This is a genomic window from Ruegeria lacuscaerulensis (genome assembly GCF_013034685.1).
In the GTDB taxonomy this organism is placed as follows: Bacteria; Pseudomonadota; Alphaproteobacteria; order Rhodobacterales; family Rhodobacteraceae; genus Ruegeria; species Ruegeria lacuscaerulensis_B.
The window spans coordinates 118,808-136,154 of record NZ_WQGO01000004.1 but is presented as its reverse complement, the minus strand read 5'-3'; the positions used below and the strand labels follow the sequence as shown (position 1 = coordinate 136,154).

Annotated in this window: 19 protein-coding genes and 1 pseudogene; 11 read left to right on the top strand and 9 right to left on the bottom strand. The window is 57.8% G+C overall.

Annotated elements, in window-relative coordinates:
* Positions 1 to 119: 119 nt before the first annotated feature.
* From sucD to mdh, 4 genes are all read right to left on the bottom strand, one after another.
* Positions 120 to 1,001 (bottom strand): succinate--CoA ligase subunit alpha, encoded by an 882-nt coding sequence (sucD, locus tag GOV80_RS11745; protein ID WP_170353524.1) that lies wholly within the window; start codon positions 999 to 1,001, stop codon positions 120 to 122.
* A gap of 12 nt (positions 1,002 to 1,013) precedes the next feature.
* Positions 1,014 to 1,415: a hypothetical protein gene (locus tag GOV80_RS11740; protein WP_170784906.1), complete on the bottom strand. Its 402-nt coding sequence runs from the start codon at positions 1,413 to 1,415 to the stop codon at positions 1,014 to 1,016.
* A gap of 81 nt (positions 1,416 to 1,496) precedes the next feature.
* Positions 1,497 to 2,690, bottom strand: coding sequence for an ADP-forming succinate--CoA ligase subunit beta (gene sucC / locus GOV80_RS11735; RefSeq protein WP_170784904.1), 1,194 nt, complete (start codon positions 2,688 to 2,690; stop codon positions 1,497 to 1,499).
* A 315-nt stretch (positions 2,691 to 3,005) separates the two neighbouring features.
* On the bottom strand, positions 3,006 to 3,968 hold the full coding sequence (gene mdh, locus GOV80_RS11730) for a malate dehydrogenase (protein ID WP_170784903.1): 963 nt from the start codon (positions 3,966 to 3,968) through the stop codon (positions 3,006 to 3,008).
* A 158-nt stretch (positions 3,969 to 4,126) separates the two neighbouring features.
* Between mdh and GOV80_RS11725 the strand changes: the two genes are divergently transcribed.
* Positions 4,127 to 4,882, top strand: a complete 756-nt coding sequence (locus GOV80_RS11725; protein ID WP_170784901.1) for a sulfite exporter TauE/SafE family protein — start codon at positions 4,127 to 4,129, stop codon at positions 4,880 to 4,882.
* Here the strand turns inward: GOV80_RS11725 and GOV80_RS11720 are convergent.
* Positions 4,879 to 5,178, bottom strand: a complete 300-nt coding sequence (locus GOV80_RS11720; RefSeq protein ID WP_170784899.1) for a hypothetical protein — start codon at positions 5,176 to 5,178, stop codon at positions 4,879 to 4,881. The genes GOV80_RS11725 and GOV80_RS11720 overlap by 4 nt on opposite strands.
* Before the next feature lie 171 nt (positions 5,179 to 5,349).
* Here GOV80_RS11720 and GOV80_RS11715 point away from each other — a divergent pair, with 171 nt between their 5' ends.
* From GOV80_RS11715 to sdhA, 8 genes are all read left to right on the top strand, one after another.
* A complete protein-coding gene (locus tag GOV80_RS11715) occupies positions 5,350 to 6,207 on the top strand; it encodes an HpcH/HpaI aldolase/citrate lyase family protein (protein ID WP_170772543.1) in 858 nt (285 codons plus the stop codon).
* A 6-nt stretch (positions 6,208 to 6,213) separates the two neighbouring features.
* Positions 6,214 to 6,768, top strand: coding sequence for an NnrU family protein (locus GOV80_RS11710; protein WP_170772541.1), 555 nt, complete (start codon positions 6,214 to 6,216; stop codon positions 6,766 to 6,768).
* A 10-nt stretch (positions 6,769 to 6,778) separates the two neighbouring features.
* The gene (locus GOV80_RS11705; RefSeq protein ID WP_170751789.1) at positions 6,779 to 6,985 is read left to right on the top strand and encodes a DUF1737 domain-containing protein; all 207 of its coding nucleotides are present in this window, start codon (positions 6,779 to 6,781) and stop codon (positions 6,983 to 6,985) included.
* Positions 6,985 to 8,013: a MaoC family dehydratase gene (locus tag GOV80_RS11700; protein ID WP_170784897.1), complete on the top strand. Its 1,029-nt coding sequence runs from the start codon at positions 6,985 to 6,987 to the stop codon at positions 8,011 to 8,013. Before GOV80_RS11705 ends, GOV80_RS11700 begins: the two co-directional genes overlap by 1 nt.
* Positions 8,014 to 8,068: 55 nt before the next feature.
* Complete coding sequence (locus tag GOV80_RS11695) at positions 8,069 to 8,728, top strand: DUF1194 domain-containing protein (RefSeq protein ID WP_170784895.1); 660 nt, start codon at positions 8,069 to 8,071, stop codon at positions 8,726 to 8,728.
* A 187-nt stretch (positions 8,729 to 8,915) separates the two neighbouring features.
* Positions 8,916 to 9,302: a succinate dehydrogenase, cytochrome b556 subunit gene (sdhC, locus tag GOV80_RS11690; protein ID WP_170772535.1), complete on the top strand. Its 387-nt coding sequence runs from the start codon at positions 8,916 to 8,918 to the stop codon at positions 9,300 to 9,302.
* Positions 9,303 to 9,314: 12 nt separating this feature from the next.
* Positions 9,315 to 9,686 carry a succinate dehydrogenase, hydrophobic membrane anchor protein gene (sdhD, locus tag GOV80_RS11685; protein ID WP_170772533.1) on the top strand — a complete coding sequence of 124 codons (372 nt, stop codon included), beginning with the start codon at positions 9,315 to 9,317 and terminating at the stop codon, positions 9,684 to 9,686.
* An 18-nt stretch (positions 9,687 to 9,704) separates the two neighbouring features.
* Entirely contained in the window at positions 9,705 to 11,510 is a 1,806-nt protein-coding gene (sdhA, locus tag GOV80_RS11680) for a succinate dehydrogenase flavoprotein subunit (protein ID WP_170784893.1), read from the top strand.
* A gap of 62 nt (positions 11,511 to 11,572) precedes the next feature.
* On the opposite strand, the gene GOV80_RS11675 is transcribed toward sdhA, so the two are convergent.
* Positions 11,573 to 12,568 (bottom strand): glycosyltransferase, encoded by a 996-nt coding sequence (locus tag GOV80_RS11675; RefSeq protein WP_214648009.1) that lies wholly within the window; start codon positions 12,566 to 12,568, stop codon positions 11,573 to 11,575.
* 232 nt (positions 12,569 to 12,800) lie between these two features.
* Here GOV80_RS11675 and GOV80_RS11670 point away from each other — a divergent pair, with 232 nt between their 5' ends.
* Both GOV80_RS11670 and GOV80_RS11665 read left to right on the top strand, forming a co-directional pair.
* Entirely contained in the window at positions 12,801 to 13,580 is a 780-nt protein-coding gene (locus GOV80_RS11670) for a succinate dehydrogenase iron-sulfur subunit (protein ID WP_170784889.1), read from the top strand.
* 132 nt (positions 13,581 to 13,712) lie between these two features.
* Entirely contained in the window at positions 13,713 to 13,859 is a 147-nt protein-coding gene (locus tag GOV80_RS11665; RefSeq protein ID WP_170784887.1) for a hypothetical protein, read from the top strand.
* Positions 13,860 to 14,099: 240 nt separating this feature from the next.
* Here GOV80_RS11665 and deoD read toward each other — a convergent pair whose 3' ends face one another.
* The 3 genes and pseudogenes from deoD to GOV80_RS11650 all read right to left on the bottom strand — a co-directional run.
* Positions 14,100 to 14,810 (bottom strand): purine-nucleoside phosphorylase, encoded by a 711-nt coding sequence (gene deoD, locus GOV80_RS11660; protein ID WP_170784885.1) that lies wholly within the window; start codon positions 14,808 to 14,810, stop codon positions 14,100 to 14,102.
* Positions 14,811 to 14,826: 16 nt separating this feature from the next.
* Positions 14,827 to 15,144 (bottom strand): H-NS histone family protein, encoded by a 318-nt coding sequence (locus tag GOV80_RS11655; RefSeq protein ID WP_170784883.1) that lies wholly within the window; start codon positions 15,142 to 15,144, stop codon positions 14,827 to 14,829.
* A 127-nt stretch (positions 15,145 to 15,271) separates the two neighbouring features.
* Positions 15,272 to 17,239, bottom strand: a pseudogene (locus GOV80_RS11650) (methylmalonyl-CoA mutase family protein); the annotation flags it as partial.
* Between the last annotated feature and the right edge of the window lie 108 nt (positions 17,240 to 17,347).

Below are 17,347 nucleotides of genomic sequence, written 5' to 3'. Positions count from 1 at the left end.
GCACCCACCCGCCCGGCGGCAACGCCGGGTAGCGCCCGACCCTCCCCCCGGGAGGGCGCTTGCAGCACCCACCCAGGGTCGGGCGCTGCCCTCAGCGCCTGTGGAGAGTCGGTTTGTCATCAGCCAATCGCTTCCAGCACGGCCTCACCCAGCGTCGCGGGGCTTTCTGCCACAACGATACCGGCCGAGCGCATGGCTTCGATCTTGTCCTCGGCGCCACCTTTGCCGCCGGCGACGATCGCGCCCGCGTGGCCCATGCGGCGGCCCGGAGGGGCGGTGCGGCCTGCGATGAAGCCTGCGACGGGCTTTTTGCGGCCCTTCTTGGCCTCATCCGCCAGGAATTGCGCGGCTTCTTCTTCGGCCGAGCCACCGATCTCACCGATCATGATGATCGAGTGAGTCTCGTCATCGGCCAGGAACCATTCCAGCACGTCGATATGCTCGGTGCCTTTGATCGGGTCGCCGCCGATGCCCACACAGGTGGATTGGCCCAGACCCACATCGGTGGTCTGTTTGACGGCCTCATAGGTCAGAGTGCCCGAACGCGACACAACACCGACCGAGCCGCGCTTGTGAATGTGGCCGGGCATGATGCCGATTTTGCAGGCGTCGGGCGTGATGACACCGGGGCAGTTCGGGCCGATCAGGCGCGATTTGGAGCCTTCCAGCGCGCGTTTCACCTTCATCATGTCCAGAACCGGGATGCCTTCGGTGATGCAGACGATCACTTCCATCTCGGCATCAATCGCTTCGAGGATCGAGTCAGCTGCGAAGGGCGGCGGAACATAGATCACCGAGGCGTTCGCCTCGGTCACATGCTTTGCCTCGTGGACCGAGTTGAACACGGGCAGGTCAAGATGGGTCATCCCGCCTTTGCCCGGCGTCACACCGCCGACCATCTTAGTGCCATAAGCGATGGCCTGTTCAGAGTGGAATGTGCCCTGGGAGCCGGTAAAGCCCTGACAGATCACTTTGGTATTTTCGTCGATGAGGACTGCCATTTTAGGAGTCTCCTATTTCAGTTTCTCTGCGGCGACAGAAAAGAAGCCCGTCGCCTTATCGAATTCTTGAACGCGCCAACCATATTCAGCGCGTTGTTTCGGCAGCCAAGGGTCGGCGGCGCCATATCCTTGTCCAGGGGTGCCATTCACGACGACTACGTCGACCCAACCATCAAACTCCGACACAGCTCGCTCCAAGTGGGCGGTGCGTTTTTTGTGACCGGGTAGGAATTCCCAATCGGTCGTGCCAGGTGTTGCCCGTTTCCAAAGATCAAGGCGCGGAGGTACAGGCGTCCATTGAACTTCGGATTTCCAGAGCGTGATGCAAATACCGTCATTTTTCTCGGCACTCCAATCTTGACGAGGATTGGGCACGTCGTAACCGAGGGAATTGAAGGCTTCTACATATTGCATCACATTCTCCGGGGCTCCGCCCGTTCGTGCCTCAAACGCTCCGCCGGAGCGTTTGCCGGAGCAAAGGCCCCGGAGCGGCCCTTACCCCTTAACCGCCTTCACGATCTTCTCGGCCCCGTCTTTCAGGTTGTCTGCCGCGATCACGTCCAAGCCAGAGGTATTGATGATCTCTTTGCCTTTCTCGACATTGGTGCCTTCCAGACGCACGACCAGCGGAACCTGCAGGCCGACCTCTTTCACGGCCGCCACAACGCCCTCGGCGATCACATCACAGCGCATGATGCCGCCGAAGATGTTGACCAGAATGCCTTTGACGTTCGGGTCCGAGGTGATGATCTTGAACGCCTCGGTCACTTTCTCTTTAGTGGCACCGCCACCCACGTCGAGGAAGTTGGCAGGCTCGGCCCCGTACAGTTTGATGATGTCCATCGTGGCCATCGCCAGACCGGCACCGTTCACCATGCACCCGATCTCACCATCCAGCGCGATGTAGTTCAGGTCGTATTTCGAGGCTTCGAGTTCCTTGGGGTCTTCTTCGGTCTCGTCGCGCAGTTCAGCGATATCGGGGTGGCGGTAGACCGCGTTGCCGTCGAAACCAACCTTGGCGTCCAACACTTTCAGATCACCCTTGTCCGAGACGATCAGTGGGTTGATCTCCAGCATCTCCATGTCCTTCTCGACGAAGGCGGTGTAAAGCTGGCTCATCAGTTTGACGCATTGTTTGACCTGTGCGCCTTGCAGACCCAGCGAAAATGCGATGCGGCGGCCGTGATAAGGTTGATAGCCGGTGGCCGGATCAACCGAGAAGGACAGGATTTTCTCGGGCGTGGCTGCAGCCACTTCTTCGATATCCATGCCGCCTTCGGTCGAGCAGACGAAGGAAATACGGCTGGTCTGTCGATCTACTAGCAGGGCAAGATACATCTCAGTCTCGATGCCGGAACCGGCCTCGATATAGATGCGGTTGACCTGTTTGCCTGCAGGGCCGGTCTGATGCGTGACCAGCGTGCGGCCCAACATTTTTTTGGCCTCTTCGGCGGCTTCTTCGACCGATTTGGTCAGACGGACACCGCCCTTTTCACCGGCATCAGCCTCTTTGAAGCTGCCCTTGCCGCGGCCGCCCGCGTGGATTTGTGCCTTTACGACCCAAAGGGGGCCATCCAGTTCACCGGCTGCGGTTTTGGCTTCCTCGGCGCGCAGAACCGCGCGACCGTCGGAGACCGGGGCGCCATAGCTGCGAAGAAGCGCCTTGGCTTGGTATTCGTGAATGTTCATCGAAATTGTCCCGTCTGACTACGATTGACCTTTTATAGGGGTGTGTAGGGGACAAGTTTAAAGGCTTTTTTGATAGCAAAGCGGTATTTCACGAAGATTTTCACTATTTGTGATCACAGTATTTTCAGGTGTGATCACAAAAATAAACTGATGTGGAAAGTGATTCGAGCGCGCCATCTTCGCGATAGGTAACGCATTCAGAAACCGGTATTTACTCTGTTTGCGCCAACATGTGCGACCGATATGCGACGACACGCGACCAAAAGAAAACCGGCCCAGAATTGGACCGGTTTCAATTTAGATTGGGTCTGCAGCTTACGCCAGAGAGTTGTCGATGCCCTTACATGCTTCGATCAGGCCTTTCACGGCGTTGACCGAGTTGTCAAAGCCAGCTTGCTCTTCTTCGTTGAGCTTGATGTTGACGATCCGTTCAATGCCGCCGGCACCGATCACGGTGGGAACGCCCACATACATGCCGTCAACACCCAGCTCGCCATTGCAATAGGCGGCGCAAGGCAGAACGCGCTTCTGGTCTTTCAGATAAGCTTCGGCCATTTCGATAGCCGAGGTGGCCGGTGCGTAGAAGGCCGAACCAGTTTTCAGCAGGCCAACGATTTCGGCGCCTCCGTCACGGGTACGCTGAACGATGGCGTCCAGTTTCTCCTGCGTGGTCCAGCCCATCTCGACCAGATCCGGCAAAGGAATACCGGCGACGGTTGAATAGCGCACCGACGGCACCATCGTGTCGCCGTGGCCGCCCAGCACAAATGCGGTCACATCGCGCATGGAGACGTTGAACTCTTCCGACAGGAAGTGAGCAAAACGGCCCGAGTCCAGAACGCCTGCCATACCGCAGACTTTGTTGTGCGGCAGGCCCGAGAATTCGCGCAGCGCCCAGACCATTGCGTCCAGCGGGTTGGTGATGCAGATGACGAACGCATCGGGCGCGTTGGCGGCGATGCCTTCACCCACGGATTTCATGACCTTCAGGTTGATGCCCAGCAGGTCGTCCCGGCTCATGCCCGGTTTGCGTGGGACACCAGCCGTCACGATGCAGACGTCCGCGCCCGCGATGTCTTCGTAGGACTGGGTGCCCTTAAGCTTGGCGTCGAACCCTTCGGAGGGGCCGGATTCTGCGATGTCCAGCGCCTTGCCTTCGGGGGTGCCTTCGGCGATGTCGAACAGGACAACGTCACCCAGTTCTTTCATTGCAGCGAGGTGGGCGAGCGTGCCGCCGATCTGACCTGCGCCGATCAGCGCGATCTTGGGTCTGGCCATGTGGAATATCTCCGATGGATTTTGAAATCGCGGTTGTGCTAGTCGCTAAAGCGGCAATACGCAAGGGTTTCACGACGCGGCATACAACCGCATACCGTTGCTGGGGCGCTTTGATTGCGCTAAACGGCCTTTGAGATACGCTTTTTCGGAACCGCCGCATGTTTGAGTTGAATTTTGTGTTTTTTGCGGTGGCGATCCCGGCGGTGATCTTTGCAGGCATTTCCAAGGGCGGGTTCGGGTCGGGTGTGGCCTTTGCATCCTCATCGATTCTGGCACTGATCCTGACGCCGGGACAGGCGCTGGCGCTGATGTTGCCCATCCTGATGGTGATCGATGTTGCCACGTTGAAGCCTTATTGGAAGCGCTGGAGCTGGCCGGATTCGCGCCTGTTAATCCTTGGCGCTGTGCCCGGCATCGCGCTGGGCGCGTGGCTGTACCGCGTGACAGATGACGATTTGCTGCGCCTGCTGATCGGAGGGATCTCGGTTGGGTTCGTGATCTGGCATATGGCGCAAAGCAAGGGCTGGATTCGCGGATTTGCCAACCGGTTGCCGCCCTCGGCCGGGCTGTTTGCGGGGCTGGTGGCCGGGTTCACCAGCTTTGTCAGCCATGCTGGCGGCCCACCCGCCGCCGTCTACCTGCTGTCGCAGCGCCTGTCGAAGACCGAGTTTCAGGCCAGCACCGTGCTGGTCTTCTGGGTGATCAACGCGGCGAAATTTGTGCCTTTCGCCTATCTGGGCCTGTTCACCTGGCACACCGCGCTGGCGGATTTACTACTGACCCCTTTCGCCATTCTTGGCGCGTGGTTGGGCGTCCGGGCACATTTCATGATGTCCGAGCGCCTGTTCTTTAGCATTGCCTATGTGCTTCTGACCCTGACAGGCAGCAAGCTGATTTGGGATGCGCTGACCTAGATGTTGGGCGGAAGCGCCTCGGCCAAATTCTCATAGGACTGACCGGAGGCGATCAAGCAGGTTTTCCCGTCCGGGAGTGTAACCGTGATCGTCCAACTGCCGCTAGTGGCCGAGGCATAGACCTCCATCACCGCGCCCTGACTCGCGATTCCGATGCTCCGTCGGGTCTCGCCATAGGTTTCGGCCAACCGCTTGACCACGTCTTCGCGCGGAGCGCAGGTTCTTGCTTGCACCTGTTGGGCGGCCAGAACCATGATGCTCAGCCCCATTGTCATCTTGAACAGCGTCTTCTTCATACGTGCACCCTTTCGAATCCATCTGTCCCAAAGGGTGCGGATCAGGCACCGAAATCCGGTTAAACCAACGCACGTTGCGTCGCGAATGCTGCGATGCGGCGATTTTGCTCTTGAACTTTCCGAAAAAAAATGCCCCATTCTGCGCAACTTTATTTCTTTTTGGAGAGGCCAATGGACCCCCGTCAGCGCCCCTATCGCTCTGTACTGTATATCCCCGGCTCGCGTGATCGGGCGCTGGACAAGGCACGCACCTTGCCAATCGACGCGATCATCTTTGATCTGGAGGATGCAGTTGCAGCGGATGAAAAAGAGAACGCGCGTGAAACGCTCAAGGCCGCTCTGGCCGCAGGCGGGTACGGCGCGCGGGTCAAGATCGTGCGCATAAACGGGCTGGACACCGAATGGGGTCGCGCCGATGCCGAGGCCGTGCGGGACATGGATGCCGACGTGGTTTTGCTGCCTAAGGTGAACTCGGCCGCTGATGTAGACGCGCTGGCTGCGATCACCGGCGATATCCCGATCTGGGCGATGATGGAGACCCCGCGTGGGATGCTGAACGCGGCCGATATCGCCGCACATCCGTTGATGGCGGGTTTCGTGATGGGCACCAACGACTTGGCCAAGGAGTTGCAGACCCGGTTCCGCCCCGACCGCTTGCCGCTGATGACCTCGCTGGGCCTGTGCCTGTTGGCCGCCAAGGCCGAGGGGCTGATCATCGTGGATGGTGTCTACAATGCCTTTAAGGATGACGAAGGTCTGGCCGCAGAATGCACGCAAGGCCGCGATATGGGCTTTGACGGCAAGACGCTGATCCACCCCGCTCAGGTCGAGATCACGAACGCCGCCTATGCGCCCTCGGACAGCGAAATTGATCTGGCGCAACGTCAGATCGCGGCCTTTGAAGCGGTCGAAGCGCAGGGGCAGGGCGTTGCTGTCGTGGATGGCAAGATCGTTGAAAACCTGCACGTTGCAACCGCCCGCGAAATTCTGGCAAAAGCAGAGGCGATTTCAGCTTTGCAAGCGGGGTAAGCCAGCATGGGCTTCGTTCTTCTGATCCTTGGTGTGGCGCTTTGGTGGGCCGCACATCTGTTCAAACGCGTCGCGCCCGCACGGCGGGCGGCCATGGGCGATGGCGGCAAAGGTGCGGTGGCACTGGCGCTGGTGGCGGCGATTTTGCTGATGATCTTCGGCTATCGCATGACCGATTTCATCTATGTCTGGGCGCCGCCCACATTCCTGATCCACGTCAACAACCTGCTGGTGCTGATTGCCATCTTCCTGATGAGCCCCGCACCCAAGAAAGGCCGCCTGCTGAACAAGCTGCGCCATCCGATGCTAGGCGGGTTCAAGCTGTGGGCCTTTGCGCATCTGCTGGTGAATGGCGATCTGGCCTCGATCATCCTGTTCGGCGGATTGCTGGCCTGGGCCGTGGTCGAAGTGATCGTGATCAACAAGTCCGAACTTGACTGGACCCCCGGCGAACCCGGGACTTACGGCAAAGACGCGATGTTCTTTGTGGCCTCGATCGTTCTGCTGGGTTTCATCGGCTATATCCATGGGCTGGTCGGCCCATCGCCGTTCGGATCGTGAGGGGAACAAGATGGCAAAACTCTATCGTCTGCTGACCGAAGAGGACACCTCGGCCTTTTGCCACAAAGTGTCCGACGCGCTGGCCAAAGGGTGGGAGCTGTATGGCGACCCGTCTTATGCCTTTGACGCCGCCAATAACGTGATGCGCTGTGCGCAGGCTGTAACCAAAGAGGTCGCGGCCGACTATTCACCCGATATGAAACTGGGACAACAATAATGGCAAAAACCAACTCAGGCCGCTTTTTCGAGGACTATTCCGTCGGGCAGGTGCTGCAGCATGCGGTGCCGCGCACCGTTACCGATGGTGAGCGTGCGCTGTATCACGCGCTCTATCCTGCGCGTCATGCGCTCTATTCCTCGGACGAGTTCGCCCGGGCATCCGGCTTGCCACAAAGCCCGTTGGACGATCTGGCGGCGTTTCATGTGGTGTTCGGCAAGACAGTGCCGGATGTCTCTCTGAATGCAGTTGCCAATCTGGGCTATGCCGAGGGGCGCTGGCTGAAACCGGTCTATGCTGGTGACACGCTGCGGTCAGAATCCGAGGTGATTGGGGTCAAGCAGAATTCGAACGGGAAGACCGGGGTGGTTTACGTACGCACCCGTGGCCTGAACCAGCGCGACGAGGCAGTCATGGAGTATGTCCGCTGGGTGATGGTGCGCAAATCAGGCCTGTCCGCCCCCGCGCCCGAAGCGGTTGTGCCGCAGTTGAAAAAGGCGTTGGAGCCAAGTGATCTGGTCATTCCGCAGGGTTTGAATTTCTCGAACTACGATTTTGCCCAAGCCGGTGAGGCGCATCGCTGGGGCGATTATGAGATCGGCGAAAAGATCGACCACGTGGACGGTGTCACCATAGAAGAGGCCGAGCATATGCTCGCCACCCGCCTTTGGCAGAACACCGCCAAAGTGCATTTCGACCTGACCTTCCGCCCCGAGGGGCGACTGATCTATGGCGGGCACGTGATCTCGATGGCTCGGGCGTTGTCGTTCAATGGCCTGGCCAACGCGCAGATGATCGTGGGTCTGAACGGCGGTGCGCACGCCAACCCGTGTTTCGCGGGTGACACGATCAAGGCCTGGTCCGAGGTTCTGGACAAGGCCGAAACCGGTGTGCCGGGTGTAGGTGCCATCCGCCTGCGTTTGGTTGCTACGAAAGGCGGCGAACCATTTGAATTGAAAAATGAGGACGGCCGATACATGCCGGGCGTGCTTTTAGACCTCGATTATTGGGCGCTGATGCCAATCTGATCCGTGCGCACATTCATGTGATCGCAGCTCGGCACAATCGTGCTAGGCTGCGCGCATGTTGCTTCGATCCTTAGCTGCCTGCATTCTGCTTTCGCCGCCCGCCTGGGCGTGTGATTTGGCATTGGCGCTTGCGGTGGATGTCTCGGGTTCGGTCGATTCGTCGGAATACCGTATCCAGATGGAAGGGCTGGCGGAAGGATTGCGGGATCCCATCGTCTCAGAAGCTTTGGTGCGCGGAAACGCGCGCCTGATGCTGGTTCAGTGGACCGGCGCGTCGCGGCAAAGAATAACCATCCCCTGGACCAAAATCGACAGTTTCGAAACCCTCGACCGGTTTGCTGATCAGGTGGGTGCTGATCCTCGGGTCTGGCGCAACTTCTCGACAGCTATCGGAGAAGCACTTGAGATGACTCTGGTAAATTTTGACGAGGTTGCCACCTGCAAGCGGCATTTGATCGACATCTCGGGTGATGGAATTTCCAATGAAGGGGTTGAGCCGACCGAAATTCACGAGACCCTGCGCCGCCGCGGCGTCACTGTGAATGCCATTGCCATCGAAGAAAGCGAACCCGACCTTACGGCATATTTCTTCGAAAACGTCATCGTGGGTGAAGGTGCCTTTGTGGTGTCGGCCGCCGGGTTCGAAGATTACCCCGAGCGCATCCGCAAAAAACTGCTGCGCGAGGTGACGCAGCAAACCGCTGGATTGGAATAGATTCGAGGCTCGGGCGCTAACATTCCGAGCGCGTGATTAATTTTGTGATCACGTCATTATTTTGCGTGATCACAACTTGCCGATATCTGCCATATTGCGTCAATTTGCGGCTTTTTTGCATGTGCAGCACGTGACAGTGTCGCAAAAACCAGTAAAACGTTCGGTAGCCAACCGAAAAGGAGCCGCCATGGCCGATGTTAATCGGGGCAATCGCCCGCTTTCTCCGCATCTGTCGATCTATCGTCCGCAATTGACCTCGGTCACATCCATCCTGACACGCATCACCGGGAACGCCATGATCGTGGCTGCTTTGCTGATCGTCTGGTGGTTTCTGGCCGCTGCGACCTCGCCCGAGGCATTCGAGCGCGCGAACTGGTGGCTGACGTCGGTTTTGGGCGATCTGGTCATGGCGCTGTCTTTGTGGGGGCTGTGGTATCACACGCTGGCCGGTATTCGGCATCTGATTTGGGACAACGCGATGGGCCTGGATATTCCCACTGCTACTAAATTGGGTTGGGCTGTAGTTGGCGGATCGGTTGTCCTGACCCTTCTGACCCTGATTATCGTTGCTTAAAGGAGGCCAACCATGCGTTATTTGACAGACCGCAAACGCGCAACTGGCCTGGGATCGGCCAAAGCGGGCACAGCCCATTTTTGGCGGATGAAGGTCAGCTCGGTGGCTTTGCTGATCCTTGTTCCGCTGTTCATCTTCACCTTTGGTCCCGTGTTGGGGCAGCCCTACGATGTGGTCCTGGACTATTATTCGCGCCCGTTCCCGGCGATTGTTGCGGCGCTGACATTGGTGATCGGTATGAAACACTTCGCCGAAGGCGCACAGGTGATGCTTGAGGATTATGCCCACGGCACGACCGAGAAGGTCCTGATCATCCTGACAACCTGCCTGTCCTATGGCGCGGCTGCGGCGGGCCTGTTCGCCATCGCCCGCATTGCCCTCTAATTCCCGGAGCTGAAAGAAATGGCTGCATACGAATACGAAACGCATGAATATGACGTGGTCGTTGTCGGCGCCGGTGGGGCGGGTCTGCGGGCCACCCTGGGCATGGCCGAACAAGGGCTGCGCACCGCCTGCGTGACCAAGGTTTTCCCGACCCGCTCGCACACGGTTGCGGCGCAGGGTGGCATCGCAGCATCACTGTCGAACATGGGGCCGGACCATTGGCAGTGGCACATGTATGACACCGTCAAAGGCTCTGACTGGTTGGGCGATACCGACGCGATGGAATACTTGGCGCGTGAGGCCCCCAAGGCAGTATACGAGCTGGAACATTATGGTGTGCCGTTCAGCCGGACCGAAGAAGGCAAGATCTATCAGCGTCCCTTCGGCGGCCACACCACTGAATTCGGCGAAGGACCCGCAGTACAGCGTACCTGTGCGGCTGCTGACCGGACCGGCCACGCGATCCTGCATACACTGTACGGGCAATCGCTGAAGAACAACGCCGAGTTCTACATCGAATATTTCGCCATCGACTTGATCATGTCCGAGGACGGGCAGTGTCAGGGCGTCGTCTGCTGGAAGCTGGACGACGGTACGATGCATGTCTTCAACGCCAAGATGGTTGTACTGGCGACCGGCGGCTATGGGCGCGCCTATTTCAGCGCCACATCGGCCCATACCTGCACCGGTGACGGCGGTGGCATGGTCGCCCGCGCGGGCCTGGCCCTGCAGGATATGGAATTCGTGCAGTTCCACCCGACCGGTATCTACGGCTCGGGCTGCCTGATCACCGAAGGTGCTCGGGGCGAGGGCGGATACCTGACCAACTCGGAAGGTGAGCGGTTCATGGAGCGCTACGCGCCCCAGTATAAAGACCTTGCGCCCCGTGACTATGTCAGCCGGTCGATGACCATGGAAATCCGCGAAGGGCGCGGAGTGGGCGGAGAAGGGGATCACATCCACCTGAACCTGTCGCACCTGCCTGCCGAGGCACTGGCAGAACGTCTGCCCGGCATCTCAGAATCGGCCAAGATTTTTGCCGGTGTCGATGTTACCAAGGAGCCGATCCCTGTTCTGCCGACGGTTCACTACAACATGGGTGGCATTCCAACGAACTACTGGGGTGAGGTTCTGAACCCCACTACCGATAACCCAACCGCCGTGGTTCCCGGTCTGATGGCTGTCGGCGAGGCCGGATGTGCCTCGGTTCATGGGGCAAACCGCTTGGGCTCGAACTCTTTGATCGACCTTGTGGTCTTTGGCCGCGCGGCCGCGATCCGGGCCGGTAAGGTTGTAGATGCCGAGGCTGCGAATCCGGTACTGAATCAGGCGTCGGTCGATAAGGCGTTTGACCGGTTCGATGCGGCACGCAACGCCAATGGTTCGATCCCGACCGCCGACCTGCGACTTGAGATGCAGAAAACCATGCAGGCTGACGCGGCAGTATTCCGTACCGCCAAGACCATGGCTGAAGGCGTCGAAAAGATGACGGCCATTGCAGCCAAGATGGACGATCTGAAAGTCACCGACCGCTCGCTGGTCTGGAACAGCGACCTGATGGAGACGCTGGAACTGGGCAACCTGATGCCGAGCGCATTGGCGACGATCGTCGGAGCCGAAGCGCGTAAGGAATCTCGTGGTGCCCACGCCCATGAGGACTTTGCCGAGCGCGATGATGAGAACTGGCGCGTTCACACCGTTAGCCGGGTCGAGGGCAACAAGGTCGAGCTCAGCTATCGCCCTGTGATTGCGGACCCGCTGACGACCGAAGCCGAAGGCGGCATCAGCCTTAAGAAAATCGCTCCGAAGGCGCGGACCTTCTGATCGGTTGATCTGTCAAAGCCATCCCGGATTGGGGTGGCTTTTTTGTTTGGCGCGTGTGCGGATCAAACAAGTTCTGACAACGCATTCTTTAACAATCCCGAGACACGCATCGGATCGCGTTGGACGGCGAATTCGAAACAGGCAAGCCGTTTCTCATTCAGTTCCGCGTCAGACATCTCCATCATACGCATCATCATACGGATCAACCCTCGGGGGTTTTGCGCAGGGTAAAGCAGATCGTGGCAGTCTTCGGGTGTGGTTTGTTTATGGGCTTCTATATCTGGTCCGATTATCGGCAAGCCGAAGGTTTGCGCCAACATCGCCGTGCCCGAGGTGAAGGTGGTTGTCGATGGTAGCACATAGACGTGGGCCTGCGAAAATAGCTGGGGTATTTCGGTGTCGGGTATGCGATCGGCAATGACCGAAACATTGGCGATGCCATCCAGCCGACGCGCCAATCGGCGGCCCTTTCGAAATACACGCCCGGCGATCGAGACGTGAAACGCGTGCCCTCGATTGGTGAGTTTACGGGCCGCGAGGTGAAGCCGGTCCAACTCACGATTGCCGCGCATGGCGCCGAAGGTCAGAAACCGCGTGATCTGGCGGGGTGCGAGGGGACGGGCCATTGAGACTTCGGCATCTTCATAAACTCCAAGATAGCTGGGATGCGGGATCAGGCGCAGTTTTTCAGACTCGGCCCCGTATTCGGATATCATATAGGCCCATGCATGAGGCGTGTGCACGTGGATCAAATCCGCCATTTTCGTCAGGGCACGGCGGTTTTCGGAAAATAGGTCGTTGGCGTCACCATGGCTGTGGGCCTGTTGGTTGTGGATGGTCCAGATCAAGCGGCCACCGTTTTGCTTGAACCGGTCCAAGTGCGCGCGCGCCTGCTGGAATTTAAGCGCATCATCCTCGCCTGATTCTCGAAACAGCCTATCATCCCAATGCAGGTGGAGAACCCTGTTTTCTTCCTGAAAATCAGGGTGTGCAAATTCTGAAAACTCCACGTTCTTAGATGTGGTCAGATTGAATTCCGGCCCGCAGGCGGAATACATCATTTTCTGATACGGGTTCTTTGTCCCGAAAGGAATATTTGCGACGTTTGTCGGCATTTTTCGGGTTTGCACCTGCTGGAATTCCAAGCCATTTCACTTCTTGCACGTTTCCCGCGCAAAATCAGTTTGTAAAGGCGAAAATGCCTAATTTTATTGACTGTTTTCAAGGCGAAAAGGTTGGCTTTCCGCCTCTCAAAGTGTATCAATAGGCAGGAATTTAGCGAGGTCGGAAATGGTACAACTCACCCTGCCAAAGAATTCCCGGATCACCACCGGTAAAACCTGGCCCAAGCCGGATGGCGCGACCAATGTGCGCAAGTTTCAGATCTATCGCTGGAACCCGGATGATGGTCAGAACCCTCGGGTGGATACCTATTTCGTCGATATGAACAGCTGCGGCCCGATGGTTTTGGACGCGCTGATCAAGATCAAGAATGAGATTGATCCGACGCTGACCTTCCGCCGGTCCTGCCGCGAAGGTATTTGCGGATCCTGCGCGATGAATATCGACGGGATCAACACACTGGCCTGTATCTATGGCATGGATGAGATCAAGGGCGACGTGAAGATTTACCCGCTGCCCCATATGCCCGTGGTCAAGGACCTGATCCCTGATCTGACGCATTTCTATGCTCAGCATGCCAGCATTATGCCGTGGCTGGAAACCAAGACCAACCGCCCGGCGAAGGAATGGAAGCAGTCCATCGAAGATCGCAAAAAACTGGATGGCCTGTATGAATGCGTGATGTGCGCAAGCTGCTCGACCTCGTGCCCCAGCTACTGGTGGAATGGTGACCGTTATCTTGGACCCGCCGCGTTGCTGCACGCATATCGCTGGATCATCGACAGCCGCGATGAGGCAACGGGTGAGCGCTTGGATGAGTTGGAAGATCCGTTCAAGCTGTATCGTTGCCACACGATCATGAACTGTGCCAAGACCTGTCCCAAGGGTCTGAACCCGGCCAAAGCGATTGCCGAAATCAAAAAGATGATGGTCGAACGCGCGGTTTGACCCGCGCTGCCATGCTTTGCCGCCTTGCGGTAAGCGCATGGCAAGATTGCAAAATCATGCACTGCGAAGGGTGCTGATCGGGCTTATAGTCTGGTCAGGGAGGAGTGATTGAACCAATTAGGGATCGCTCCGATGGAAAAAAAACCCTCAGAAAAACAAGCCGCTGCGGCAAAAGCACTGGAGTTGCTGGATCAGGCGTGGGCCTACTACATGCCCGAGCCGAACTCGACCCAAGAGCAGCATGAACCAGAGTTATTTGAATACGCAAACGCGGCTTGATCCGCCGATCGGAATGGGCGATGGAAGGCCATGCCCATTCTGTTGCTTTTGCTTGCTGCCGGAGTCTTCGCCTATCTGTTCTGGCGATCCCGCACAACGACTCTGACGCGTGATTGCCGTTGGCGTCAGCACCGCAAAGAAGGGATTTGGACTTGCGCTTTTTGCGGCGCGCGGCAGGAGGGCGAGACCTCTCCTACCGCATGCTTCAAAGGACGAGAGTGACGGTAGGTCCGTCTGGATTCAGGTCTCAGGAAACGCGGCCTGCAAGGCAATTTCGACCATGTCGCCAAAGCTGCTTTCCCGCTCGGACGAGGGGAGCGCCTCACCGGTCAACAAGTGATCAGAAACCGTCAGCACCGCCAGCGCGCGGCATTTATGGCGCGCGGCCAGAATATAAAGCTCGGCGGCTTCCATCTCGACGCCCAGAATGCCGTGGCGCACCATCTGTTCGTTCAGATCGGGCCGTTCGTCATAGAACACGTCCGACGAATAGATGCCGCCCACATGGGTCGGCGTGCCTTTGGCAGCCGCAGCCTGCGCCGCTGCTTGCAACAGGCCCCAATCGGCACAGGGGGCAAAATTCAGCTCTTTCATGATGCCCCGCGAAGGCGTGCTGAGTGTGGTCGACGTCATCGCCAAAATCACGTCGCGGATATTGACGCTGTCCTGCATTCCACCGCACGAACCGATGCGGATCAGAGTTTTTGCGTCGTAGTCACGGATCAATTCGTTCACGTAGATCGACAGTGAGGGCATGCCCATGCCGCTGCCCTGAATCGTAACCGGGTTACCTTTCCACGTGCCGGTGAAACCCAACATGCCGCGCACATTGTTGACCTGTTTTGCGTCGTCTAAAAAGGTCTCGGCGGCCCATTTTGCCCGATAGGGATCGCCGGGCAACAATACCGTTTCTGCAATTTCGCCTTTTTCAGCGCCAATATGAATTGTCATGTCAGGTCAATTCCAATCAGATTTCCAAATCAGCCATATTGGCGCCGGAATTCAGCGCATCATGCACCCATTGCGGTTTTCGGCCGCGCCCGGACCAGGTTTGATCGGGCGAAGAAGGATTGCGATATTTCGCTTTGGATTTGGCTTGTTTTCCAGTCACAGAACCGCCATCTGACAATTCAGCCAGCGAAAACCCGTATTCCGCCGCTGCTTTTTCAGCAGCTTTCAGAGCTTCTTGCCGCTCTCTTTTCTCTGCTTTTTTCAACGCCTTATCAACATTTTCACGCAGAGCGATCAGCTCTTTGCGCGACATGTTTTCCAGATTGGTTCCCATCTGATTTCCCTTGTATTCGAATCGAATTCCGGATGGTGTCAAACCCAAACCGAAATTCTAATGACAGGCATTATCTATCCCTTTTCTCAAGGAATAGAAATTGAGAATCCAGAAAGAAACAGAACTGTTATTGCGCCGCCAGATTTTGCGGATCGACCAGAGTCACGATGTCACCCATAATCGCATTCAGTTCGAAATTTTTGGGTGTGTAGATTTCGGAAACACCCATCGCTTTCAATTTCTCGGCGTCGTCATCCGGGATGATGCCGCCTACGATCACAGGCACGTCCAATCCGGCCGCGTTCAGGCGCGTCATGACGTCCTCGACCAGCGGAATATGGCTGCCCGACAGGATTGATAGACCGATCACATGTGCCTTGTCTTCGATAGCGGCGTTGACGATTTCCTCGGGCGTCAGGCGGATGCCTTCATAGCTGATGTCCATGCCGCAATCGCGCGCGCGGAAGGCGATCTGTTCTGCGCCGTTGGAATGGCCGTCCAGCCCCGGCTTGCCGACCAGGAATTTCAGACGACGCCCCAGCTTGTCGCTGACCGCATCCACAGCGGCGCGCAATTCGTCCAGCCCTTCGGTTTTGTTCGAGACCGACCCTGACACACCAGTGGGTCCGCGGTAGGTGCCGTAGACCTTGCGCATCTCTTCGGCCCATTCACCAGTGGTGACGCCCGCCTTGGCGGCTGCGATCGAAGGCTCCATGACATTGGCACCGGTCTGCGCCGCTTCGCGCAAAGCCGCGAGCGCTGCGGAGACTGCGGCGTCGTCACGCTCGGACCGCCACTCGTTCAGGCGGTTGATCTGTTCCTGCTCGACAGCCGGATCAACTACCATGATGCCGCCATCTTCGGTTTGCAGCGGCGAGGGCTCGCCCTCGGTCCATTTGTTCACGCCGACGACGACGGTCTCGTTCCGCTCGATCCGGTTCAAGCGTTCGGCATTTGAATCCACCAAGCGGGATTTCATGTATTCGATCGAGGCGACCGCACCGCCCATCGAATCCAGGTTGGCCAGTTCGGCGCGTGCACCTTCCTTTAGGTCCTCAACCTTGGCATCGACAGCGGGGTTGCCGTCGAACAAGTCGCCATATTCCAGCAGGTCGGTCTCATAAGCCAAAATCTGTTGCATCCGCATCGACCATTGCTGATCCCATGGGCGGGGCAGACCCAGCGCCTCGTTCCAGGCAGGCAACTGAACCGCGCGCGCGCGTGCCTTTTTCGATAGAGTCACGGCCAGCATCTCGATCAGGATGCGATAGACGTTGTTTTCTGGTTGTTGCTCGGTCAAGCCGAGCGAGTTCACCTGCACGCCATAGCGGAAGCGGCGGAACTTGGGATCTTCGACCCCGTAACGGTCTTTCAGAATCTCATCCCAAAGATCCACGAAGGCGCGCATCTTGCACATCTCGGTGACAAAACGGATGCCCGCGTTCACAAAGAACGAAATCCGACCGCAGAGCGCGGGGAAATCTTCGGCCGGTACGCGCGGGCGCAGCTCGTCCAGAACGGCAATGGCCGTTGCCAGTGCATAGGCCAGCTCTTGTTCGGGTGTCGCGCCAGCTTCCTGCAAGTGATAGGAACACACGTTCATCGGGTTCCATTTCGGCACATTGGTATAGCAGTACTCGGCCACATCCGCGATCATCTTAAGCGACGGTTTCGGCGGGCACACATAGGTGCCGCGGCTCAGGTATTCCTTGATCAGATCGTTCTGAACCGTGCCCTGCAACTTGGACACATCCGCGCCCTGTTCCTCGGCCACGGCGATATACAGCGCCAGCAACCACGGCGCGGTCGCGTTGATGGTCATCGAGGTGTTCATCTGTTCCAACGGAATCTGGTCAAACAGGACCCGCATGTCACCCAGATGGCTGATCGGCACGCCGACCTTGCCGACCTCGCCGCGCGCCAAAGTGTGGTCGCTGTCATACCCTGTCTGAGTCGGCAGATCGAAAGCGACCGAAAGGCCGGTCTGACCTTTGGCCAGGTTGCCGCGATACAGCGCGTTTGACGCCTTGGCGGTGGAATGACCGGCGTAGGTTCGGATGAGCCAGGGGCGATCTTTCTGCATCTGCGTCATAGCTGGGCCTCGTGTCTTTCCTGGGCAATAAAATTACTCACGAAGCCTCTAAAGCGCAATTTTTGGGATATGTCAATTCGCTGCGTTGCGGCATATGTGGTTCTTGTGATT